Below are 22,310 nucleotides of genomic sequence, written 5' to 3' on the forward strand. Positions count from 1 at the left end.
CCGGGCCGGGCCCACCCGGGCACCTCGTTGCAGGGGGTGGGAAAGGCCGTGGCTACGCCGAGACGCGCGTGTCGGCGGCCTCGCGCGAGGTCGGCACGGCGGCCGGAGGCGCCTCACAGTTCATCGCCCGCGGCAGCCTCACGGCCATCACGGCCCCCAGCAGCAACAGCCCCGCACTCACCAGCAGCGTCACATGCAGACCGTGCACGAAGGAGTCCCGCGCGGCGGTGCGCAGTGCGGCGCCCCGCGCACCGCCCAGCCGGTCCGCCACTTCGTACGCCTCGCCCAGCGAGTGCCCCGCCGCCCGTGACGCCCCGGCCGGCACTCCGGGCACTGAGGACAGCCTGGGCGCGTACGCCGCGTTCATCACGCTGCCCAGCAGCGCGATGCCGATGCCCGCGCCCAGCTGGTACGACGTCTCACCGATCGCCGCCGCGCCGCCGGACTGCTCCTGCGGCGCCTCGCTCAGCATCGACTCGTACGCCGCGAACAGCGTGGTCTCCAGCCCGAAGCCCAGCAGGACGAAACCGGACAGCAGCAGTGCCGGGTCGTCCTCCCCGCCCATCGCCGTCAGCAGGAGCACCGCCGCCGCCGTGAGGCAGAAGCCGAAGGCGACCATCCGGCGCGGGCCGAACCGGTGCAGCAGGTGGGAGCCGACCAGGCCCGCCGCCATCGCCGCGAACGTCAGCGGCAGCAGCCTGAGGCCCGTCTGCAGTGGCGAGAGACGCAGCACCAGTTGCAGGTACTGTGCCGCGATCAGCTCCAGGCCGACCAGCGCGAGCATCGCCAGCACGATGCACCCCACCGATGTGCTGAACGCCGGACGCGCGAACATCCTCAGGTCCACCAGGGGGTGCGCGCGGCGTCGCTGCCGCCGTACGAAACCCGTCAGCAGGACCGCGCCCACCAGCAACGGCAGCAGGGTGGCCGGGCCCAACGGCGGCTCACCGCCGCCGAGCCGCTTCACTCCGAGTACCAGCCCGAAGAGACCGCCCGCCGCCATGAGCGCACCGACCACGTCCCACGGGCCGTCCCGCTCCCCCCTCGACTCGGGCAGCAGCAGCCGTCCGACCGGCAGACTGACCAGCATCAGCGGGATGTTGATCAGGAAGACCGAACCCCACCAGAAGTGCTCGAGCAGGAAGCCGCCGAGCAGCGGACCGACCGCCGCGCCCACGGCGGCCACCGCGCTCCAGACGCCTATCGCCAGCGCTCGCTCGCGCCGGTCGGGGAACACCTGGCGCAGGATGGACAGCGTCGCCGGCATGATCATCGCGCCGCCCACGCCGAGCAGCGCCCGCGCCGTGATCAGCACCTGGGCGTCCTGGGCGAGGGCGGCGACACCCGAGGCGACTCCGAAGAGTCCGTAGCCGAGCAGCAGGACGCGTCTGCGACCGATCCGGTCGCCCAGTGTGCCGAACAGGATCAGCAGCGAGGCACAGACGAGCGGATAGGTGTCGACGATCCAGAGCAGTTCTATCGCGCCGGGCTTGAGATCCTCGGTGACGGCGGGCATCGCCACGTGCAGCACGGTCGCGTCGAGGGCGACGAGCAGCAGGCTCGCACAGAGGACGACGAGCACGACCCAGCGGTTGGCACCCACCCCGGCCGTCCTACGGCGCAGCCGAGCGGCGCCCGTGGTCGTCCCGGACATGTACGTACCTCCCAGATGGTCCCTCGTTTCGGCGGATCCACGAGGTGGGGACGTCCCCGTGGTAACGGCCGGGAGGAGCGGTACTCCGGGCCCGCGCAACGAAGCGAGTGAGTGGTCAGCGTACGCGAGTTCCCCCGGCCGTCACGTGGCAGACCTCTCACGTTCCTCTGGGAGAGGGTGTGGTATGCGCCACGCCTCCCCCGGTCACCACGCACGGATGACCGCTGCGGTTCCGTACGGCGCCGATAATCGAGCGCGTGACCGATCTTGCAACGCGCCGGGTGCCGCCCCCCACCGGCACCGTGCGCCGGGCCGCCCCCGCCCTGGCGGGGTACGCAGCCGTGCGCGCCCTGGGGCTCGTCGTGCTCGCCGTGTGGAGCGCGGCGCGCGGCACGAGCCCGCACACGCTGCTGAGCGCCCGTTGGGACTCGCTGTGGTACACCCGGGTCGCCGCGCTCGGTTACGGCTACGAGGTCCGGCTGCCGAACGGCGACGTGCACTCGAACCTCGCGTTCTTCCCGCTGCTGCCCTGGCTGGAGCGGCTCGGCGCGGCACTCACCCCGCTGTCGTACGCCGACGCGGGCCTCGCCGTCTCGACGATCGCCTCGCTCGCCGCGGCCTGGGGGATCTTCGCCGTCGCGGACCATGTGTACGGGCGCCGTGTCGGAGTGTGCGCGGTGCTGGTGTGGGCGGCACTGCCGGTCGGGATCGTGCAGTCGACGGCGTACAGCGAGTCCTTGTTCACGGCGCTGGCCGCCTGGGCGCTGCACGCGGTGCTGAGGGACCGCTGGGTGAGTGCGGGCCTGCTCGCGTCGCTGGCGGGCCTGACCCGTCCGGTCGGTGCGGCCGTGGTCGCGGCCGTGTGGGTGGCGGCGATCCTTTCGTGTCTACGCGACCGGGATGCGTCGGCGGCGGACGGGCGGACGGGCGGCCCGGTCCGCCGGGCGCTGGGGATGCTCCTCGCCCCGCTCGGCGCCGCCGGGTACGTCCTGTGGGTCGGGCACCGCACCGGCCGGGGCCCGCTCGGCTACCTCGACGTCCAGGCGGGCTGGCGCAACGGCTTCGACGGCGGCTACGCCTTCGCGCGCTTCGCCGCCGCCAAGTTCACGTCGCCGGCCTCGGTGCCGGCCGGCCTGGGTCTGGTGGCCGGGGTCGCGTTGATCGTCTGGTTGTACGCGGTGTGCGTACGGCAGGGCCAGCCGCTGCCGTTGCTCGTGTACACGGGCGTGGTCACGGCGCTCGCGCTCGGCGCGGCAAGCTACTTCGGCTCCAAACCGCGCCTCCTGATGCCCGCCTTCCCGCTGCTGCTGCCCCTCGCCCGCGCTCTCGCCCGGGGACGGACACCGGCTTCGGCGTCGGTGCTCGGCGGTGTCGCGGTGGCATCGGCCCTCTACGGAGCGTTGTGGCTGAACGGCTCCGGTCCCCTGTGATCCACTCCGCGACGGGCGGTGGTCGGCCGGGGAATTGAGTCCCAGCATTCGGTGAACGAATAGATAAGGGTCCACAAAACACGGACCCGCGGAGATCAATGGAATTGAAGGTCACTCCTCGCGGCTCATTGCGGAATCCGTCGAAATAAACGGCCTGTTGAGAGGAATCCCACATCACATCGTCATCACGACCCCAGTGTTTCGGGCGGGTTCACAGCTCACCCGCTGTAACGTCGATTGAGTGCGTACCGAACGAAAGCTGAGCCGTTGGGAGCGGGTCTTCGCCCGGTTGGACCGTGAGCCGAGCCGACCGGCCCACATCGACGTGCCCAGGATGAGCCGGCACCGAGTGGTTCTCTTCTCGGCAACTCTGGCCTTCTACTTGGCGATCGTGTGGGCCGTCGTCGTCTCCTCCTGGCTGGTCCGGCTCGACTGGCAGGTCATGTTCTTCCGGCCGTACCAGCAGTGGCCGCAGATCCACGCGTTCCTCGACTACTACGTGGTGCTCGGCCAGCGCGGTCCCACCGCGGTGATGGTCGCGGCCTGGCTCGGCTGGCGCTCCTGGCGGCAGCACACCCTGCGCCCGCTGCTCACCCTGGCCACGGCGCTGCTGCTGCTCAACATCACGGTCGGTGCCGCCAAGTACGGCATGGGCCGTCTCGGACCGCACTACGCGACCGTGATCGGGTCGAACGAGATGTGGCGCGGCGGCGATATATTCCCCTCCGGTCACACCGCGAACGCCGTGGTGACCTGGGGCATCCTCGCCTATCTGGCCTCCACGCCGCGAGCCAGACGCTGGCTGTCCGCGCTCTCCGCGGTGACCTCCCTGGGGGTCGGCATGACCACCGTCTACCTCGGTACGCACTGGCTGAGCGATGTGCTCCTCGGCTGGGCCGCGGGCCTGCTGATCCTGCTGGCGCTGCCCTGGTTCGAGTCGCCGATCGCCACCGCCGAGGTCCGCATCCTGGCGCTGCGGGACCGCCTGCGCAGCCGCGGTGCCGCCTCCGTGCCCGCTCCGGCCCCGGTCGGCGCCCCGTCGCTGGTCGTCGCCCCGCGCGCCGCCGACGAGCCGGCGCCCGTGTGGGAGCCGGTGACCGCCACCCGCGGGTCCCGCTCACCGGCGTACCTGGCCCCGGGACCGCACCTGACCCGGGCGGAACGCACTCCGGTCACCCCGGTGGGCAGCCGCCGCCCGCCGCACTCGGACCGCGCCTCGCGCGGCACCGCCTCGGCCCGGCCCCTGGCGGGCGGCTGAGCGGCCCGCATCGCGGGGACCGGTACGCACACCCGCCTCTCCGCAGGGCTTGGAACTCCAAGGCCCCGGCTCCTGGGAGCCGGGGCCTTCGTCATGGGTGCGCGCGGTTCGGTCAGCCCTTCCAGGAGCGCTTGACCCTGCCGCCCTCGACCTCGAAGTTGATCCGTCCGAAGAGGTACTCCATGGTGATGATCGAGCCCGGCGGCAGCGAGCGGACCGTGCGCCAGCCGCGCTCCCGGGCGAGCCGCTCGGCCTGCCCGGCCTCCAGGCCGACGTAACGCTCCGGGGAGTCCTCGGGTTCGGCGTCAGGTGTGGGATGGGGTGCCATGCCGCCACCGTAGGACGCGGGCTCCCGAGGCGGAAGCCCGGAACGCCTCAGGTGGCCCTGATACCCCTCTGATCACGCTTCTGTCACAGGATCACGACACCCGTTTCGCCCCAACGGCGTCACACGTACGGGCGGTTCCGCTCGCGCCGAGCACGCCGCAGAACGCAATTCAGGGCTAGCTTGACCACGGTCGGAAGGGGTTCGGAATAACCCCGCGGAAAGCCGGGTGCGCACTTCACCACGGCTCTTTCCATTCCGATTCCAGGACGGCCCGCGCCGCCCGACTCCGCATAAGAAACACACGGCTTCGGCACAGAATCCCCGTATGTCTGCGGTCGGAGCCGTCGGCGGCGCGCAGCATGGCGTGAGCCCGCGGGAGTGCCGAGCCGCGGGCGCCGGCAGGCCCAGGGCGCGACGAGCGAGAGGCAAGCATGGGCACGGACACGGCGCGGGCGATCGCGGGGCCCGTACCGAGGAGGCGGGCCGGGCGGCTGGTCGTCGACTGGCTGACGACCACCGACCACAAGAAGATCGGCCACCTCTATCTGATCACGTCGTTCGGCTTCTTCCTGATCGGCGGCGTCATGGCGCTGCTGATGCGCGCGGAACTGGCCCGACCCGGCCTGCAGATCATGAGCAACACCCAGTACAACCAGCTGTTCACCCTGCACGGCACGATCATGCTGCTGCTGTTCGCGACCCCGAGCTTCGCGGGCTTCGCGAACGAGATCATGCCACTGCAGATCGGCGCCCCGGATGTGGCGTTCCCTCGGCTGAACATGCTGTCGTACTGGCTGTTCCTGTTCGGCGGACTCATCGTGCTGGGGTCGCTGCTGACGCCGGACGGCGCCGCCGACTTCGGCTGGTTCGCCTACGCCCCGCTCAACAGCCACCAGCACACACTGGGCATCGGCGCCGACATGTGGATCCTGGGACTCGCGCTGTCCGGCTTCGGCACGATCCTCGGCGCGGTGAACTTCCTGACGACGATCGTCGGGATGCGCGCGCCGGGGATGACGATGTTCCGGATGCCGATCTTCACCTGGAACACGCTGTTCACGTCGATCCTCGTCCTGATGGCGTTCCCGGTGCTGGCGGCGGCGCTGCTGGTCCTGGAGGCGGACCGGCGGTTCGGCTCGCAGGTGTTCGAGTCCGCGGACGGCGGCGCCCTCCTGTGGCAGCACCTGTTCTGGTTCTTCGGCCATCCCGAGGTCTACATCATCGCGCTGCCGTTCTTCGGGATCATCACGGAGATCATCCCGGTCTTCAGCCGCAAACCGATCTTCGGCTATCTGACGCTGGTCGGCGCCACCATGGCGATCACCGGTCTGTCGATCGTCGTCTGGGCGCACCACATGTTCGCCACGCAGGCGGTGCTGCTGCCGTACTTCTCGTTCATGTCCTTCATGATCGCGGTGCCGACGGGCGTGAAGTTCTTCAACTGGAGCGGCACCATGCTCCGGGGTTCGCTTTCCTTCGAGACGCCGATGCTGTGGGCGACCGGCTTCCTGGTGTCGTTCCTGTTCGGCGGGCTGACCGGGGTGATCCTCGCCTCGCCGCCGCTGGACTTCCACGTCACCGACTCGTACTTCGTGGTCGCCCACTTCCACTACGTGGTCTTCGGCACCGTCGTCTTCGCGACCTTCGGCGGCTTCTACTTCTGGTGGCCCAAGTTCACCGGCAGGATGCTCGACGAACGGCTCGGCAAGATCCACTTCTGGACGCTGTTCACCGGCTTCCACACCACGTTCCTGGTGCAGCACTGGCTGGGCGCGGAGGGGATGCCGCGCCGGTACGCCGACTATCTGGCCGCCGACGGGTTCACCGCGCTCAACACCGTCTCGACGATCGGCGCGCTCCTGCTCGGCCTGTCGACGCTGCCGTTTCTCTACAACGTGTGGCGCACCGCCCAGTACGCGCCGAAGGTGGAGTCGGACGACCCGTGGGGCTTCGGCCGCTCCCTGGAGTGGGCGACCTCGTGCCCGCCGCCACGGCACAACTTCGTCACGCTGCCCCGGATCCGCTCGGAGTCCCCGGCGTTCGACCTGCACCATCCGCTGTACGCCGGCCAGGCCCCCCAGCCCGAGCCAGAGCCGCATCAAGCCGGTCACGAGCCGTCCTGATGGTCTCGGTGAGCTCTGCGGGCTCCAGGATCTCGAAGGGGAAGCCGGTCATCATCACATGGACCACCATCGCCTCGAGGCTCGGAGCCCCGGTCCGCAGCAGACAGCTGCCTTCGCTCTCCTCCTCCAGAGTCCCGGCCGACGGGGAGACACGCTCGGCCGCCTCGTGCAGCGGCACCAGCAGCCGTACGACGGCCTGCGCGGAGTACGCGCGCGTGGAGACGCCCCGCGACACGTACGCGGCCAGGTCGTCGGCCGGTGGTGTGCGCGGGGTGAAGCGGGGGCCGTGCGGCGGCTTGGGGGTGATGCGGTCGACGCGGAAGGTGCGCCAGCCGTCGCGGTCGAGGTCCCAGGCGACCAGGTACCAGCGGCGCTCGGTGCACACCAGGCGGTGCGGCTCGACCGTACGGCGGGTGGCGGCGCCCTCGTGATCGCGGTACTCGAAGCGCAGCCGCTCCGCGTCCCGGCACAGGTGGGCCAGCTCCGTGAGGACGCCCGGGTCCACGGGGGACGGGGCGGGCCCGCGCAGCATCGGCACGGTGAAGGCGTTGAGGGCGCCGACGCGGCGGCGCAGTCGGTCGGGCAGCACCTGCTCCAGCTTGGCGAGGGCGCGGACGGAACTCTCCCCGATGCCCTCGATGCCCTGCCCGGCGGCCGTGCGCAGCCCCACGGCCACGGCGACGGCCTCGTCGTCGTCCAGCAGCAGCGGCGGCAGTTCGGCTCCCGCGCCGAGCTGGTAGCCGCCGCCGCTCCCGGGGCTGGCGTTGACGGGGTAGCCGAGGTCGCGCAGCCGTTCTACGTCCCGGCGGACGGTGCGGGGGCTGACGCCCAGCCGCTGCGCGAGGTCGGCTCCGGACCATTCGCGGTGGGCCTGGAGCAGGGACAGCAGGCGCAGCAGTCGGGCCGAGGTGTCCAGCATGGGCCCGAGTCTGCCAGGCCCGGCGGCCGGGCCTGGCCGCGAAGCGGTCAGCTCACGGCGCTGACGGTCACCGACAGGTCGTTGTCGACGGTGTAGTAGGGCCGTGCCCGGACCTCGCCGTGCTCCGCCCGCACCGCGGCCCTCGGGTAGCGGAAGACCGGCTTCTTGTCCACGACGTCGTCGAGCAGCCGCGCGATCCGCACCCTCGGTCCCTCCTCCCCCGCCGGGCGCAGCCAGAGGTCCCAGATGCCGGGGTCGAGCGGCGCGTAGGGAACGGTGAAGCCGAACTCCGCCTCCCGGGCGGTGACGTCCGCGCGCAGCACCTTCTCCGCGCGGCTCCGCTCGCGGACCTCGGCATAGGCGTCCGGCTCGAGCCCGGTGCCGTACACCCGGCCGCTCACCGCGAACCCGCCCTGGGTGAGGTGCAGTTCTCCGGCCTCGGCGTGCGGGGCGCGCAACCAGCTGCGGACGGCCAGCGTGCCCTGCCTGGTGGTGTAGGGGATGCGGACGGCGATCCGGGCGGCCGTTTCCCCGGGCACGCGGTCGACGAGGGACCGCAGGTCACTGACGCCCGGGACGAGGGGGTGCTGCTCGTCCTCGGCGAACCGTGCGTAGGCGTTCCAGCGGCCCTCGGGCAGGTCGACGCTGCTGGGTAGGGCGGCGCGCAGCCGGCCGCCCTCGGCGGGAGCCAGTGGCAGCGCGCACTCCTCGCCGTCGCGGCGCCGCAGCAGCAGGTAGGCGGGACCCGGCCCGGCGATGCCGATGTCGAAGGTCAGCCCTCCCGCGGTGTCGGCGACGCAGTCGGCGGTCACGGGCGGGGCGGTGTGTGGGGGCTCGGTCATCATGCGGGGCCACGTCGTGCTGCTCGGCGAGCGCGCTCGCGACGCTGTACGTCGTGCGGTTCGTCCCTCCGGTCCCGAAGGCGCTGTCCTCCCAGCCTCCCACGGACGGGCGGCTCATGCGCGTCGTCGGAGGCGGGGCCGCTGCTCACCGCTGCGGTGGGCGGCGACCCGTCGGCCGTGCTCGAACGCGTCGGGCCCCGACGTCCCGCTGTGACGTCGGGGCCCCAGTGCCGGGCGCGGTCAGATTTCGAGTCGCTGCCCGGGAACGATCAGGTCGGGGTCGCCGCCGATGACCGCCTTGTTGCGCTCGTACAGCCGCTGCCAGGTGGTGCCGTGCCGCTCGGCGATGCCGCTGAGCGTGTCGCCCTGGCGCACGGTGTAGTCACCGCGGGACGCGCTGCGGTTGACGTGGCCCGTCGAGCGCTGCGGCGCCTTCCACGACTGCTTCGCGGGAGCGGACTCGGTGGTGGCCGCCTTCGAGGAGGAGCGGGTGCTCACCTCGGCGCCCGACGCGGCGGGCGCGCTGCCGTAGGCTCCGGCGCGCTGCGAGCAGACCGGCCAGGCGCCCCAGCCCTGGGCCTGCTGAACCTTCGTGGCGACGGCGATCTGCGCCTGGCGGGAGGCCTGGTCGGCGGTCGGGGCGTAGGCCGTGCCGCCGTACGCGCGCCAGGTGCCGGCGGAGAACTGCAGTCCTCCGTAGTAGCCGTTGCCGGTGTTGATGTGCCAGTTCCCGCCGCTTTCGCACTGGGCGATGCGGTCCCACACTCCACCGTCGGCCGCGGCGGCGTTGCCGGTCGCGGCGAGCAGTCCGAGCGGGGCGAGCAGGGCCGCGCCGGCGAGGACCGCCGAGTTACGGGTCGTACGAGTCTTACGGGCGTTATCGGCACATTCGGACATGTAATTCCCTCTCCACAGACCCGGATCCCCCAAGGCGAGGCGCGCCGTCCCGCGCATGGAACGCGGTCGTCGCACTCCGCCCCGTCCACCGGAGGTGGTGCTCCGCGCCGGCTGTGCGGCGCGGCCGGTGGACGTACCCGGGCGGTGCTCGTTGCACACGGCGGAGGAATGTAAGGAGGTCGGCGGCCCGAAATCAACCAACTCCATGTCATTCCAGGCCAGTTGGCCGTTACCGCAGGTATCGTCGATTTCAGGCCACCCATTTCATTCGCTGATTTCCGGATTTGTCGACCAGGGCACGCGTCGGTCTGTGAGTCAGTTCACGGAATCAACTCACAGCGGCGTCAGAGAAGTTGACATGGAGTAACCGATTCCGCGGGGGGCCTCACCCTGCGCGCTGGTTGGTTCGATTCCGTTCGCCTTCGGGCGTGACTCCGGCCACAGATCGTCCGTTGTCATCTTCATGAGCCGGGGACCCCCGGGCTCATGGGCCGGGAGCCGCCCGGCACCGTCACGTACCGCATCCCGAGGGAGCCACCCGTGCCGCGCATGCTCGACGTCAGCGACGCCGTACGCGCCGAGATCGGCGACGAAGAAGCCGACCGGCTGCTCGCCGGAGACAACACCCCGGGCAGTTACGACTGCACCTCCTGCCGCACCCCGGGCGACTCCGACCAGGAGCGCACCAGCACCGTCCTGTTCGTCGGCGAGGAGACCGCCGTCCTCGCCTTCGCCCACGCCACCTGCCTGCCCTCCCAGGTCGTCCAGGTCACCGAGGAACAGCTCCAGGGCGCCGTCCGGTCCATCACCGCCGACCAGGGGCCCGGTACGGCCGTCCCCGAGCAGGCGGTGCTCGGTGTCACCAGCGGACTCGTCCTGATCGCCGGAGAGCTGCACCCGGCGCTCGTCGTGGAGCCGACCGCGCCGATCGCCCGTCCGGGCACGACCGGGATCGGCGACGACTTCCTGCCGCTGCTCATCGAGCAGGGCTTCATGCCGCTGACGGCGATCGAGTCGGTGCCGCCGGTGCTGCACGGCTGGTCGGTCCTGCTCGCCGTGGGCCAGCTGCACGCGGTGCTGCAGCCCGGAGCGAACGGCGGGCAGCCGGTGGCATGGTGGCAGGCCCACCAGCCGCTGCAGGTGACGGACGGGTGGCGGGCGGCCGCCAACAAGCACCAGCAGGTGCTGATGTTCGCCGCGCCGGTGGGATCGATCGGGCGTCAGCCGCGCGAGGACCTGCTGCGTGAGGCGCTGGACAGGGCGGCGGCGAACGGCAAGCTCGTGGCAGCTGCGTTGCCTCTGGCGGGCATCTGAGACCTGGGCTCCGTCCAGGGCGCCGCCGCTGCCGACGAAGCGGACTAATCGTGCGCATCCCTTGAGCGGCGGGGTCGTTGGCACCTACGTGCACGCATATGACGTCCCCCGCCGCCAGTCCTACCAGCCGATCCGCTCCGGGGCAGCGGTCCAGAACCCCTCCGCCACGCCGATCTACGACGCGCTCTACGCCGAGTACGTCAGGGCCTTCCGGACGTGCCCGGGCGACCGCAGCGGCGAGGAGGAGCTGGGCTTCACCGCCTTCTCCGCCTCCCCCCAGCACGGGACCGGGCACCTGGCCGCCCAGCACGGCCATACGGCCTCGGCGGCCGACGTCTGGCAGCAGGTGGCGCGGCACGCGCGCGGCATGCACCACGTCCCGGCGCTGCCCCCCGCACCACGCAGGGGACTGTGAGCGGGGCGGCCGAGGACGCAGAACAGGCAAAGGGCCGGCCCCCACGGGGCCGGCCCTTGTGTCACATCACGTCACTTCACTTCTTCTTGCCGCGCTTCTCGCGCACGCGGACCGAGATGTGGATCGGCGTCCCCTCGAAGCCGAACTCCTCGCGCAGCCGCCGCTCGATGAACCGGCGGTAGCCGGCCTCGATGAAGCCGGAGGCGAAGAGCACGAACCGCGGGGGTTTGGTACCCGCCTGCGTTCCGAAGAGGATGCGCGGCTGCTTGCCGCCCCGGACCGGGTGCGGGTGCGCGGACACCAGCTCGCCGAGGAACGCGTTGAGGCGACCCGTCGGCACCCGGGTCTCCCAGCCCGCGAGAGCGGTCTCGATGGCCGGGACCAGCTTCTCCATGTGGCGGCCGGTGCGCGCCGAGACGTTCACGCGCGGCGCCCACGCCACCTGGCCCAGCTCGGTCTCGACCTCCCGCTCCAGGTAGTAGCGGCGCTCCTCGTCCAGGGTGTCCCACTTGTTGTAGGCGAGGACGAGCGCACGGCCCGCCTCCACCGCCATGGTGACGATGCGCTGGTCCTGTACGGAGATGGACTCGGAGGCGTCGATGAGGACGACCGCGACCTCCGCCTTCTCGACGGCGGCGGCGGTGCGCAGCGAGGCGTAGTAGTCGGCGCCCTGCTGGAGGTGGACCCGCTTGCGGATGCCGGCCGTGTCGACGAACTTCCAGGTCCTGCCGCCGAGTTCGATCAGCTCGTCGACCGGGTCGCGGGTGGTGCCCGCGAGTTCGTTGACGACGACGCGCTCCTCGCCGGCGACCTTGTTCAGCAGTGAGGACTTGCCGACGTTCGGGCGGCCGATCAGGGCGACGCGGCGCGGTCCGCCGACCCCGGCGCCGCCGAAGGTCTGGGCGGGCGCCTCGGGCAGGGCCTCGAGGACGGCGTCCAGCATGTCGCCGGTGCCACGGCCGTGCAGCGCGGAGACCGGGTACGGCTCGCCGAGGCCGAGGTTCCACAGGTACGCCGCGTCGGCCTCGCCGCTCGGGCCGTCGACCTTGTTGGCGCACAGCACCACGGGCTTGCCGGCCTTGCGCAGCAGGCGGACGACCGCCTCGTCGGTGTCGGTGGCGCCGACCTTGGCGTCGACGACGAACACGACCGCGTCGGCGGCCTCGATGGCGTACTCGGCCTGCGCGGCCACGGAGGCGTCGATGCCGAGGACGTCCTGCTCCCAGCCGCCGGTGTCGACGACCTTGAAGCGGCGGCCCGCCCACTCGGCCTCGTAGGTCACGCGGTCGCGGGTCACGCCGGGCTTGTCCTCGACGACGGCCTCGCGGCGGCCGATGATGCGGTTCACCAGGGTCGACTTGCCGACGTTGGGGCGGCCGACCACGGCGAGCACCGGTAGCGGGCCGTGTCCGGCCTCCTCGATGGCGCCCTCGACGTCCTCGAGGTCGAATCCCTCTTCCGCGGCGAGCTCCATGAACTCCGCGTACTCGGCGTCGCCGAGCGCCCCGTGCTCGTACTCGTGCTCGGCCGAGCCATCGGGCTGGATCTGGTCGTTCATGAAGTCCGTACCTCGTTCATCGTGGTGATCGGTGGGGCACCGCGCCTACGGTGATCCACTACTCAAGTGTCGCCTAGCGCCCGGTCGAACGCCTGGCGTTTTCCAGGTGCTCGGTGAGCTGCTTCTGGATGCGCACGGTCGCCTCGTCCAGCGCCTTGCGCGTACGCCGTCCGCTGCCGTCGCCCGCCTGGAACGGGTCGCCGAAGACGACGTCGATACGGCTGCGCAACGGGGGCAGCCCCTTTATCAACCGTCCCCGCCGCTCGGAGCTTCCCAGCACCGCGACCGGGACGATCGGCGCCCCGCTGCGGACCGCGAAGTAGGCGAGCCCGGCGCGCAGCGAGGCGAAGTCGCCCCCGCCGCGGGTGCCCTCGGGGAAGATGCCGAGGACTCCCCCGTTCTGGAGCACGCCGAGCGCCCGGGTGACGGCCGTGCGGTCGGTGGACGTGCGGTCCACCTTCAGCTGGCCGATGCCGCGCAGGAAGGGGTCCAGGGGGCCGACGAACGCCTCCTTCTTGATCAGGAAGTGCGTCGGCCTGGGCGCCACGCCCATGACCATGGGCCCGTCGATGTTGTGGGAGTGGTTCACGGCGAAGATCAGCGGGCCGCTCGCGGGCACCCTCCACGCGCCGAGCACGCGCGGCTTCCACAGCCCGTACATCAGCGGGACGCCGATGCGACGTCCGACTTCGGCGCTCCGCGCGGAAGGAACCTCGGTCACTTCCCGGCCCGCTTCTCCTCGACGAGGGTGACGACGCACTCGATGACCTGCTGCAGGGTGAGCTCGGTGGTGTCCACCTCGACCGCGTCGTCCGCCTTGGCGAGCGGGGAGGTCTTGCGGCTGGAGTCGGCCGCGTCCCGCTTGATCAGCGCCTCACGGGTGGCGTGCAGGTCCGCGCCCTTCAGTTCGCCGTTGCGGCGGGCGGCGCGTGCCTCCGGGGAGGCGGTGAGGAAGATCTTCAGATCGGCGTCGGGCAGCACGGTCGTGCCGATGTCACGGCCCTCGACGACGATGCCGTTCTCGGCGGAGGCGGCCAGCGAGCGCTGCAGCTCGGTGATCCGGGCGCGCACCTCGGGCACCGCGCTGACCGCGCTGACCTTGGAGGAGACCTCCGGGGAACGGATCGGCCCGGAGACGTCCGTGCCGTCCACCGTGATGGTGGGAGCCTTCGGGTCGGTGCCGGAGACGATCTCCGGCTTGCCCGCCACCGCCGCGATGGCCGTGGGGTCCGCTATGTCGATGCCGTTGTGCACCATCCACCAGGTGATCGCCCGGTACTGGGCGCCGGTGTCCAGGTAGCTCAGCCCGAGCTGTGCGGCCACAGCCTTCGACGTGCTCGACTTGCCCGTGCCGGCGGGGCCGTCGATGGCGACAATCACTGCCGGGGCGGTCCGGGCGGCGCCGTTTTCCACGGTGGGAACACCTTCCTGGTGGGGTGTGGCGGGTGGGTGGACGGACGGGACGCGAGGGCGCCCCGCACAAGGTTACTGGCTCGCGGGGCCCGGTAGGCCGGGCCTGCCCGTCACCCGGTCGCCGCAGCGCCCGGCGCGGACCCGTGACCGGTCGTACCGCCGCCCTACTGCCTGATCACCCAGCCCCGCTCCCGCAGCGCGGCGCTCAGCACCGGAGCGGCCGTCTGCTCCACCATCAGCTGGACCAGGCCGGCCTGCTGCCCCGTCGCGTGCTCGATGCGGACGTCCTCGATGTTGATCCCGGCCCTGCCCGCGTCCGCGAAGATACGGGCCAGCTGGCCGGGCTGGTCGTCGATGAGGACGGCCACGGTCTCGTAGGCCCGTGGCGCGCTGCCGTGCTTGCCGGGCACCCGGGTCTGCCCGGCGTTGCCGCGGCGCAGCACGTCCTGGATGCCCTCGGTGCCCTCGCGCCGCTTGGCCTCGTCGGAGGACTGCAGGGCCCGCAGGGCCTGGACGGTCTCGTCGAGGTCGGCGGCCACCTCGGAGAGCAGGTCGGCGACCGGGCCCGGGTTGGCGGACAGGATGTCGATCCACATCCGGGGGTCGGAGGCCGCGATCCGCGTCACGTCCCGGATGCCCTGCCCGCACAGCCGCACGGCCGCCTCCTCGGCGTGCTCCAGGCGCGCGGCGACCATGCTGGAGACCAGGTGGGGCATGTGCGAGACGAGCGCGACGGCGCGGTCGTGGGCGTCGGCGTCCATGACGACCGGCACGGCGCGGCAGTGCGAGACCAGCTCGAGAGCGAGGTTGAGCACCTCGGTGTCGGTGTCCCGGGTCGGGGTCAGCACCCAGGGCCGCCCTTCGAAGAGGTCGCCGCTGGCCGCCAGCGGGCCGGACTTCTCCCGTCCCGACATGGGGTGTGTGCCGATGTACGAGGTCAGGTCGAGGCCGAGCGCCTCCAGCTCGCGGCGCGGTCCCCCCTTGACGCTGGCCACGTCGAGGTAGGCGCGACCGAGGCCACGCCGCATGGCGTCGGCGAGCGCGGCCGCCACGTGGGCGGGCGGGGCGGCGACGACCACCAGGTCGACCGGGCCCTCGGGCGCCTCGTCGGTCCCGGCTCCGAGCGCGGCGGCCGTTCGGGCCTGCTCGGGGTCGTGGTCGGCGAGGTGCACGGTGACCCCGCGGGCGGCGAGCGCCAGGGCCGCGGACGTGCCGATCAGCCCTGTGCCGATGACGAGTGCGGTCCTCACTGGGCGATGTCCTTGCGCAGAGCGGCGGCGGCGCCGAGGTAGACATGCGCGATCTCCGCGCGCGGCTTGTCGGACTCGATGTGGGCGAGGATGCGGACGACCCGGGGCATCGCGCCCTCGACGTCCAGCTCCTGGGCGCAGATCAGCGGCACGTCGACGATGCCGAGCTTGCGGGCGGCGGCCGCCGGGAAGTCGCTGTGCAGATCGGGCGTGGCCGTGAACCAGATGCTGATCAGGTCGTCGGTGGTCAGCCCGTTGCGCTCCAGGACGGCGGTGAGCAGGGCGCCGACCTGCTCGTCCATGTGCCCGGCCTCGTCCCGCTCGAGCTGAACGGCGCCCCGGACCGCTCGTACCGCCACGCTGGTGCTCCTTGCTGATCTACGGAAAAGGTCTGCTCACCAGCGTAGAGCACGCCCCGCACCCCGATAGGGACGCGGGCTGTGACGATGTGCGGCTCCGCCGCGTGGGCGCGATCGACCACGACGGAGCCGCCGGACGCGACCCGGCATCAGGCACCGGGTTCTCAGCCGTTACAGATCGACTTCCTTCATCAGCATGCCGACCTCGGTGTTGGACAACCGCCGCAGCCAACCGGACTTCTGGTCCCCCAGCGTGATCGGCCCGAACGCGGTGCGGACCAACTTGTCCACAGGGAAACCGGCCTCCGCCAGCATGCGCCGCACGATGTGCTTGCGCCCCTCGTGCAGGGTCACCTCGACGAGGTAGTTCTTGCCGGTCTGCTCGACCACCCGGAAGTGGTCCGCGCGCGCGTACCCGTCCTCGAGCCGGACGCCCTCCTTCAGGCGCTTGCCCAGGTCGCGCGGGATCGGGCCCACGATGTGCGCGAGGTAGGTCTTCTTCACGCCGTACTTGGGGTGCGTCAGCCGGTGCGCCAGCTCACCGTGGTTGGTGAGCAGGATGACGCCCTCGGTCTCGGTGTCGAGCCGGCCGACGTGGAAGAGCCGGGTCTCGCGGTTGGTGACGTAGTCGCCGAGGCACTGGCGGCCCTCCGGGTCCTCCATGGTGGAGACGACACCGGCCGGCTTGTTGAGCGAGAAGAACTGGTACGACTGCGTGGCCACGGTCAGCCCGTCGACCTTGATCTCGTCCTTCTCGGGGTCGACCCGCAGGCCCTGCTCGGTGACGATCGCGCCGTTGACCTCGACCCTGGCCTGCTCGATCAGCTCTTCGCAGGCACGCCGGGAGCCGTAACCCGCGCGCGCGAGCACCTTCTGGAGCCGCTCGCCCTCCTGCTCGGCGCCCGGGAAGGTCTTGGGCAGCTTGAGGTCCTTCTTGCCCGCGTACCGCTCGCGGTTGCGCTCCTCGATCTGCGCCTCGTACTCGCGCGGGCGCGCCGGGGCCGTACGACCGCGCCCGCCGCGCTGCTGGGACTGCTTCGGGCCGCCCTTGGCGCCGCCGCGGGCCGCGCCGCCGCGCCCGGCCTTCGGGCCGTCCTGCGTGGCGCCCGGGCCGACGTCGTAGCGGCGCTCCTCGGGGCGGGGCTTGCGGGGGCGGCCCTGCCCCTGCTTCTGGTCCCTGTTGTTGCCGGCACCGCGGTAGTTACCGCGCCCGCCGCTCTTGCCGCTGCCGCTGCTTCGCATCAAAGTTCCGTCGTCGTCTTCGTCGTGTGATCGTCGTCTGCGTCCGGAGCATCGGGAGCGTCCGGGTCGAACGACGGTACGCCCTCCTGGGTCTCGGCCTCGATCGCCTCCGCCTCCGGGAGGAAGGGCGCGAGCTCCGGGAGCTCGTCCAGACCGCGCAGGCCCATCCGCTCCAGGAAGTAGTTCGTCGTCCTGTACAGGATCGCACCTGTTTCGGGTTCCGTGCCCGCCTCTTCGACCAGACCGCGTTGGAGGAGGGTGCGCATGACCCCGTCGCAGTTCACTCCGCGCACCGCCGAGACGCGGCTGCGGCTGACCGGCTGGCGGTACGCGACCACGGCGAGGGTCTCGAGGGCGGCCTGGGTGAGGCGGGCCTGCTGCCCGTCGAGCACGAACCGCTCCACGGCGGGGGCGTACTCGGCGCGGGTGTAGAAGCGCCAGCCTCCCGCGACGAACCGCAGCTCGAAGCCGCGCCCCTGCACGGTGTACTCGTCCGCCAGCTCGCGCAGCGCGTCCGCGATCTGCCGGCGGGGCCGCTCCAGGATCTTCGCCAGGTGCTCCTCGGTGGCGGGCTCGTCCACGACCATGAGGACGGCCTCGAGGGCGGGCTTGAGGTCGAGGTCGGCGACGGTGTTCAGCCCTGCCGGTGCGTCGATGGTGTCCTCGCTCACGCCTTCTCCTCCTCCTTGGCCGGCTCGGGCTGCTCGGGCGGCCGGTCGAACTCGTCGGTGACCATGACGTCGGCGTCCCCGTCCCCACCGGTCCAGCGCACGACCAGCTCGCCGAGGGCGGCCTCCTGCTCCAGCGCCACGGCCTTCTCCCGGTACAGCTCCAGCAGTGCGAGGAAGCGGGCGACGACGGTGAGGGTGTCGTCGGTGTCCTCGATCAGCGCCCGGAAGCTGGCCTCCCCGAGCTCTCTCAGCCGGGCCACGACGATCCCGGCCTGCTCCTGCACGCTGACCAGCGGGGCGTGGATGTGGTCGACATACACCTGCGGCTTGGGCTTGGGCTGCATCGCCTTGACGGCGAGCTTGGCGAATCCTTCGGGCCCGATGCTGATGACGACCTCGGGCAGCAGCTCGGCATGGTGCGGCTCGAGGCCCACGGTACGGGGATACCGCCGGGCCTCGTCGTCGGTGCGCCGGTTGAAGATCTCGGCGATCTGTTTGTACGCGCGGTACTGCAGCAGCCGCGCGAACAGCAGGTCCCTGGCTTCGAGCAGCGCGAGGTCGGCCTCGTCCTCCACCTCGGCGGCGGGCAGCAGCCGCGCGGCCTTGAGGTCGAGCAGTGTGGCGGCGACGACGAGGAACTCGGTCGTCTGGTCCAGGTCCCAGTCCGGCCCCATGGCCCGGATGTGCGCCATGAACTCGTCGGTCACCTTGGACAGGGCGACCTCGGTCACGTCGAGCTTGTGCTTGGAGATCAACTGCAGGAGCAGGTCGAAGGGCCCCTCGAAGTTGTCGAGCCGGACCTTGAAGACACCGTCGCCGGGTTCGGTCTCGTCGACGTCAGGCGCGGGGGCCTGGGGCTCCTCGTCCGCGGCCCCGGGTCGGGGCTGAGGCGGGAAGTCGGGCTCGGGCCCGGGCCGAGACTCGTCAGACTCGGGCTCCGGCTCGGGCCGCGATTCTGGCTGAGGCCCGGGTTCGGGCCGAGGTGCAAACTGAGGCTCGGGCTCGGGCCGAGACTCGTCGGGCTCGGGTTCCGGCTCGGGCCGCGATTCTGGCTGACGCCCGGGTTCGGGCCAAGGTTCGGGCTGAGGTCCGGGCTCGGCGGCCGGCGGTACCTCTTGGAGCGGCGCCGCCTCCTGGACGGGCGCCGGTGCGACCGGTGCCGCTCCGGGACCCCGCCCCAGCGCACGCCGACGCCCACCGAAGCCGGAGGAACCGGTGGCGGAAGCGGAGCCGTCGTTCGAGGTCATAGCCGTCGCAGGCTACCTCTTACCGCCCCCGGAGCCGACGTACGAGGATGCTCGCGTCCCCCCGGGACTCCAGGTCCGCCAGCACCACGGCGACGGCCTCCCGCACGATCCGCCCGCGGTCCACCGCGAGGCCGTGCTCGCCCCGGAGCACCAGCCGTGCGTGCTCGAGGTCCATCAGCTCCTCCGCGGACACGTACACGGTGATCTTCTCGTCGTGCCGCTCGCGCCCGCTGGGCCGCCGCCCGGCCGCGCGCCCCCGCTTGCGCTGCTGGGCCGCGGACGAGGCCGCGGAGGGACCGGCAGAACCTTCCTGCGCCGCCGCCGCGCCACGCCGCGCGGTCCGCTCCGCGGCGGCGGACCGTGCGCGGGACTCCCCGGCCTCCGCCTCCGCGACGTCCGCCGCGACGTGTTCGTCGCCCTCGCCGTCGCCGCCCTGCACGGGCACCGACGGCGGTGCGTCCTCCGCCGGGGCCGCCGGGTCGCTCTCGCCCGCGGGAGCCGGCACCCGGGCCTCGCCGTTGGCCTGGCGCCTGGGGGTGGACGCCTGGAGCGCCGTTCCCCCGGTGGTACGGAACAGTTCGTCGGCCCCCGGCAGACTCACTCGGCGTGACACCGGGCGAGCACCTCCCTGGCGAGCTGGCGGTAGGCGGCGGCACCGACGGAGTTGGAGGCGTACGTGGTGATCGGTTCACCGGCGACCGTGGTCTCCGGGAAGCGCACGGTCCGGCCGATCACCGTGTGGTAGACGTGGTCGTCGAACGCCTCGACGACCCGCGCGAGGACCTCACGGCTGTGCACGGTCCGGGAGTCGTACATCGTGGCGAGGATGCCGTCGAGTTCGAGGTCGGGGTTGAGCCGCTCCTGGACCTTCTCGATGGTCTCGGTGAGCAGCGCGACACCGCGCAACGCGAAGAACTCGCACTCCAGCGGCACGATCACCTTGTGCGCCGCGGTGAGCGCGTTGACGGTGAGCAGGCCGAGCGAGGGCTGGCAGTCGATCACGATGTAGTCGTAGTCCGGCAGCAGCGGCTTGAGCGCCCGCTGGAGCGTGGACTCGCGCGCGACCTCGGAGACCAGCTGGACCTCGGCGGCCGAGAGGTCGATGTTGCTCGGCAGCAGGTCCATGTTGGGGACCGCGGTCTTCAGCAGGACCTCGTCCGCCGACATGCCCCGCTCCATGAGCAGGTTGTAGACGGTGAGGTCCAGCTCCATGGGGTTCACGCCGAGTCCCACGGACAACGCGCCCTGCGGGTCGAAGTCGACGAGCAGCACCCGGCGCCCGTACTCGGCGAGCGCGGCACCCAGGTTGATGGTCGACGTGGTCTTGCCGACGCCGCCCTTCTGGTTGCACATCGCGATGATCGTGGCCGGGCCGTGGTCGGTCAGCGGTCCGGGGATCGGGAAGTACGGCAGCGGGCGGCCGGTGGGGCCGATGCGCTCACGGCGCTGCCGGGCCGCGTCGGGCGCGAGCGTGGCCGCGTACTCGGGATCGGGCTCGTATTCGGCGTCGGGGTCGTAGAAGTGCCCCTCGGGCAGCTCTTCGTAGTCGGCGAAGTGGTTGTGGACTCCGCCACTTCCGTCGCCGGACATGGCGTTCACGTGTTGGCCATCCATGCTCTGGTGTGCTGTCTGAGCCATATGGGGGCTCTGGCTCTGGTGGGCTGCGAAGGTACGGACAGCGACGGAGCCGACAGCCTCGAGCCCCGTGGGGCCCGTGCCCCGCGCAGGCATTCCTGGTTGACCACCCCCGGGAGTAAATGTCGACTCATTCACAAGTCGTCTTACCTCCTTGGTGACCAGGAAACTTCTAGATAGGTCAGCGTGGCACCATGCCGACGGTTGGCGACTCTATGGCGTGTCGGCGGTCCGCAGCAACACAATCCGCCGGACCCGGATCGATGTGTCGGCATTGAAACATCCCGCTGTCAAGGGCGCCCGGGTGTCATTCGCCCGGTTTCACCGGTGTGCGAAACGGTGGAAGGGTTGCGTTCGAGGCGACTTGAACGAGTGTCGCAAAGTGACCATACACACACCCGGCCGGACCTTGTCGGGCAAGGTCCGGCCGGATGAGCGGTGTTGACGAGGCGTGTTGACCTATCGCCTTGTGGGCACGGCGAATCGAACCCGCGCCCGTCGCCGACCTGGTGACGACCTAGCCGAGCAGGGACTCGAGCTCGACGTGCTCCAGGCCGTGTGCCTCGGCGACCTGCTTGTAAACCACCTTGCCGTCATGGGTGTTGAGGCCCTTGGCCAGCGCGGCGTCGCGGCGCAGGGCCTCGACCCAGCCCCGGTCGGCGAGTTCCACGATGTAAGGCAGCGTGGCGTTGGTCAGCGCGTAGGTGGAGGTGTTGGGGACGGCGCCGGGCATGTTGGCGACGCAGTAGAAGACCGACTCGTGGACCCGGAAGGTCGGCTCCGCGTGCGTGGTCGGGCGCGAGTCCTCGAAGCAGCCGCCCTGGTCGATCGCGATGTCGACAAGGACACTTCCGGGCTTCATCCGGGAGACCAGCTCGTTGGTGACCAGCTTCGGGGCCTTGGCGCCCGGGATGAGGACGGCGCCGATGACGAGGTCGGCGTCCAGGCAGGCCTTCTCCAGCTCGAAGGCGTTGGAGACGACCGTCTGGATCTTCGTGCCGAAGATCTTGTCGGCTTCCTTGAGCTTGTTGATGTCCTTGTCGAGCAGGGTGACGTGGAAGCCCATGCCGATGGCGATCTGCGCGGCGTTCCAGCCCGACACGCCGCCGCCGATGACGACCGCCTTGGCGGCGGGCACGCCCGGGACGCCGCCGGGCAGCACACCGCGGCCGCCGTTGGCGGCCATGAGGTGGTAGGCGCCGACCTGCGGGGCGAGCCGGCCCGCGACCTCGGACATGGGGGCGAGCAGCGGCAGCGCCCGGTTCGACAGCTCGACCGTCTCGTAGGCGATCGCCGTGGTGCCGGACTCGAGCAGCGCGTCCGTGCACTCCTTGGACGCGGCCAGGTGCAGGTAGGTGAAGAGCGTCTGGTCCTTGCGCAGGCGGTGGTACTCCTCGGCGATGGGCTCCTTGACCTTCAGCAGCAGGTCGGCGGTGGCCCACACCTCGTCGGCGGTGTCCAGGATCTGTGCGCCTGCGGCGATGTACTCCTCGTCCGGGATCGAGGAGCCGACACCGGCGTTCCGCTCGACGACGACCTGGTGGCCGTGGCGCACCAGCTCGTGCACGCCGGCGGGGGTGATGGCCACCCGGAACTCGTTGTTCTTGACCTCGCGGGGGATGCCGACCTTCACGTCGATCACGGTCCTTGGCTCAGGGAATGTGGGGGCATTGCAAGACATACCCGGACGCACAGGCGCACACCGGGAGACACCGCAGGAGAACGTGCGGCGAAGCCAGTTTAATGAAGGCGTTC

21 protein-coding genes are annotated in these 22,310 nt (G+C 71.3%); 5 read left to right on the forward strand and 16 right to left on the reverse strand.

The genetic code is table 11. The annotated features are described in order from the left end of the window. Window positions 1–52: 52 nt before the first annotated feature. Window positions 53–1,654, reverse strand: a complete 1,602-nt coding sequence (locus C3488_RS18355) for an MFS transporter (protein ID WP_103840729.1) — start codon at window positions 1,652–1,654, stop codon at window positions 53–55. 257 nt (window positions 1,655–1,911) lie between these two features. Between C3488_RS18355 and C3488_RS18360 the strand changes: the two genes are divergently transcribed. Beyond that, a complete protein-coding gene (locus tag C3488_RS18360) occupies window positions 1,912–3,084 on the forward strand; it encodes a glycosyltransferase family 39 protein (protein ID WP_103840731.1) in 1,173 nt (390 codons plus the stop codon). Between the two features lie 241 nt (window positions 3,085–3,325). Beyond that, window positions 3,326–4,342, forward strand: coding sequence for a phosphatase PAP2 family protein (locus C3488_RS18365; RefSeq protein WP_103840733.1), 1,017 nt, complete (start codon window positions 3,326–3,328; stop codon window positions 4,340–4,342). A gap of 112 nt (window positions 4,343–4,454) precedes the next feature. Here the strand turns inward: C3488_RS18365 and C3488_RS18370 are convergent, their stop codons facing one another. After that, complete coding sequence (locus C3488_RS18370; protein WP_103840735.1) at window positions 4,455–4,670, reverse strand: I78 family peptidase inhibitor; 216 nt, start codon at window positions 4,668–4,670, stop codon at window positions 4,455–4,457. 431 nt (window positions 4,671–5,101) lie between these two features. Between C3488_RS18370 and ctaD the strand changes: the two genes are divergently transcribed. Beyond that, window positions 5,102–6,793 (forward strand): cytochrome c oxidase subunit I, encoded by a 1,692-nt coding sequence (ctaD, locus tag C3488_RS18375; RefSeq protein WP_146067881.1) that lies wholly within the window; start codon window positions 5,102–5,104, stop codon window positions 6,791–6,793. Here ctaD and C3488_RS18380 read toward each other — a convergent pair. The 3 genes from C3488_RS18380 to C3488_RS18390 form a co-directional block, all read right to left on the reverse strand. Next, window positions 6,675–7,712 carry a YafY family protein gene (locus tag C3488_RS18380; protein ID WP_103840737.1) on the reverse strand — a complete coding sequence of 346 codons (1,038 nt, stop codon included), beginning with the start codon at window positions 7,710–7,712 and terminating at the stop codon, window positions 6,675–6,677. The genes ctaD and C3488_RS18380 overlap by 119 nt on opposite strands. 47 nt (window positions 7,713–7,759) lie before the next feature. Next, window positions 7,760–8,554 carry a hypothetical protein gene (locus C3488_RS18385; RefSeq protein ID WP_103840776.1) on the reverse strand — a complete coding sequence of 265 codons (795 nt, stop codon included), beginning with the start codon at window positions 8,552–8,554 and terminating at the stop codon, window positions 7,760–7,762. Window positions 8,555–8,794: 240 nt separating this feature from the next. Then, window positions 8,795–9,451 carry a transglycosylase family protein gene (locus C3488_RS18390; RefSeq protein WP_103840739.1) on the reverse strand — a complete coding sequence of 219 codons (657 nt, stop codon included), beginning with the start codon at window positions 9,449–9,451 and terminating at the stop codon, window positions 8,795–8,797. 540 nt (window positions 9,452–9,991) lie between these two features. Here C3488_RS18390 and C3488_RS18395 point away from each other — a divergent pair. Both C3488_RS18395 and C3488_RS18400 read left to right on the forward strand, forming a co-directional pair. Continuing rightward, complete coding sequence (locus C3488_RS18395; protein WP_103840778.1) at window positions 9,992–10,765, forward strand: hypothetical protein; 774 nt, start codon at window positions 9,992–9,994, stop codon at window positions 10,763–10,765. Between the two features lie 88 nt (window positions 10,766–10,853). Continuing rightward, the gene (locus tag C3488_RS18400) at window positions 10,854–11,180 is read left to right on the forward strand and encodes a hypothetical protein (protein ID WP_103840780.1); all 327 of its coding nucleotides are present in this window, start codon (window positions 10,854–10,856) and stop codon (window positions 11,178–11,180) included. 76 nt (window positions 11,181–11,256) lie between these two features. On the opposite strand, the gene der is transcribed toward C3488_RS18400, so the two are convergent. The 11 genes from der to ald form a co-directional block, all read right to left on the reverse strand. Further along, the gene (gene der / locus C3488_RS18405; protein ID WP_103840741.1) at window positions 11,257–12,738 is read right to left on the reverse strand and encodes a ribosome biogenesis GTPase Der; all 1,482 of its coding nucleotides are present in this window, start codon (window positions 12,736–12,738) and stop codon (window positions 11,257–11,259) included. A 73-nt stretch (window positions 12,739–12,811) separates the two neighbouring features. Beyond that, the gene (locus C3488_RS18410) at window positions 12,812–13,459 is read right to left on the reverse strand and encodes a 1-acyl-sn-glycerol-3-phosphate acyltransferase (RefSeq protein ID WP_103840742.1); all 648 of its coding nucleotides are present in this window, start codon (window positions 13,457–13,459) and stop codon (window positions 12,812–12,814) included. Next, window positions 13,456–14,151 carry a (d)CMP kinase gene (gene cmk, locus C3488_RS18415; RefSeq protein WP_103840744.1) on the reverse strand — a complete coding sequence of 232 codons (696 nt, stop codon included), beginning with the start codon at window positions 14,149–14,151 and terminating at the stop codon, window positions 13,456–13,458. The genes C3488_RS18410 and cmk overlap by 4 nt, the downstream gene beginning before the upstream one ends. A gap of 164 nt (window positions 14,152–14,315) precedes the next feature. Further along, window positions 14,316–15,401 carry a prephenate dehydrogenase gene (locus tag C3488_RS18420; protein ID WP_103840746.1) on the reverse strand — a complete coding sequence of 362 codons (1,086 nt, stop codon included), beginning with the start codon at window positions 15,399–15,401 and terminating at the stop codon, window positions 14,316–14,318. Next, the gene (gene aroH, locus C3488_RS18425; RefSeq protein WP_103840748.1) at window positions 15,398–15,760 is read right to left on the reverse strand and encodes a chorismate mutase; all 363 of its coding nucleotides are present in this window, start codon (window positions 15,758–15,760) and stop codon (window positions 15,398–15,400) included. The genes C3488_RS18420 and aroH overlap by 4 nt, the downstream gene beginning before the upstream one ends. A 171-nt stretch (window positions 15,761–15,931) precedes the next feature. Beyond that, window positions 15,932–17,002 carry a pseudouridine synthase gene (locus C3488_RS18430; protein ID WP_103840750.1) on the reverse strand — a complete coding sequence of 357 codons (1,071 nt, stop codon included), beginning with the start codon at window positions 17,000–17,002 and terminating at the stop codon, window positions 15,932–15,934. Next, window positions 17,002–17,673 (reverse strand): SMC-Scp complex subunit ScpB, encoded by a 672-nt coding sequence (scpB, locus tag C3488_RS18435; RefSeq protein ID WP_103840752.1) that lies wholly within the window; start codon window positions 17,671–17,673, stop codon window positions 17,002–17,004. Before scpB ends, C3488_RS18430 begins: the two co-directional genes overlap by 1 nt. Then, on the reverse strand, window positions 17,670–18,920 hold the full coding sequence (locus C3488_RS18440) for a segregation/condensation protein A (protein WP_103840754.1): 1,251 nt from the start codon (window positions 18,918–18,920) through the stop codon (window positions 17,670–17,672). The genes scpB and C3488_RS18440 overlap by 4 nt, the downstream gene beginning before the upstream one ends. 19 nt (window positions 18,921–18,939) lie before the next feature. Continuing rightward, window positions 18,940–19,533 carry a hypothetical protein gene (locus tag C3488_RS18445; protein ID WP_103840756.1) on the reverse strand — a complete coding sequence of 198 codons (594 nt, stop codon included), beginning with the start codon at window positions 19,531–19,533 and terminating at the stop codon, window positions 18,940–18,942. Next, window positions 19,518–20,651, reverse strand: coding sequence for a ParA family protein (locus tag C3488_RS18450; protein ID WP_103840758.1), 1,134 nt, complete (start codon window positions 20,649–20,651; stop codon window positions 19,518–19,520). Before C3488_RS18450 ends, C3488_RS18445 begins: the two co-directional genes overlap by 16 nt. 421 nt (window positions 20,652–21,072) lie before the next feature. Further along, window positions 21,073–22,197, reverse strand: coding sequence for an alanine dehydrogenase (gene ald / locus C3488_RS18455; RefSeq protein WP_103840759.1), 1,125 nt, complete (start codon window positions 22,195–22,197; stop codon window positions 21,073–21,075). Between the last annotated feature and the right edge of the window lie 113 nt (window positions 22,198–22,310).

It is taken from the genome of Streptomyces sp. Ru72, assembly GCF_002920635.1.
Classification (GTDB): domain Bacteria; phylum Actinomycetota; class Actinomycetes; order Streptomycetales; family Streptomycetaceae; genus Streptomyces.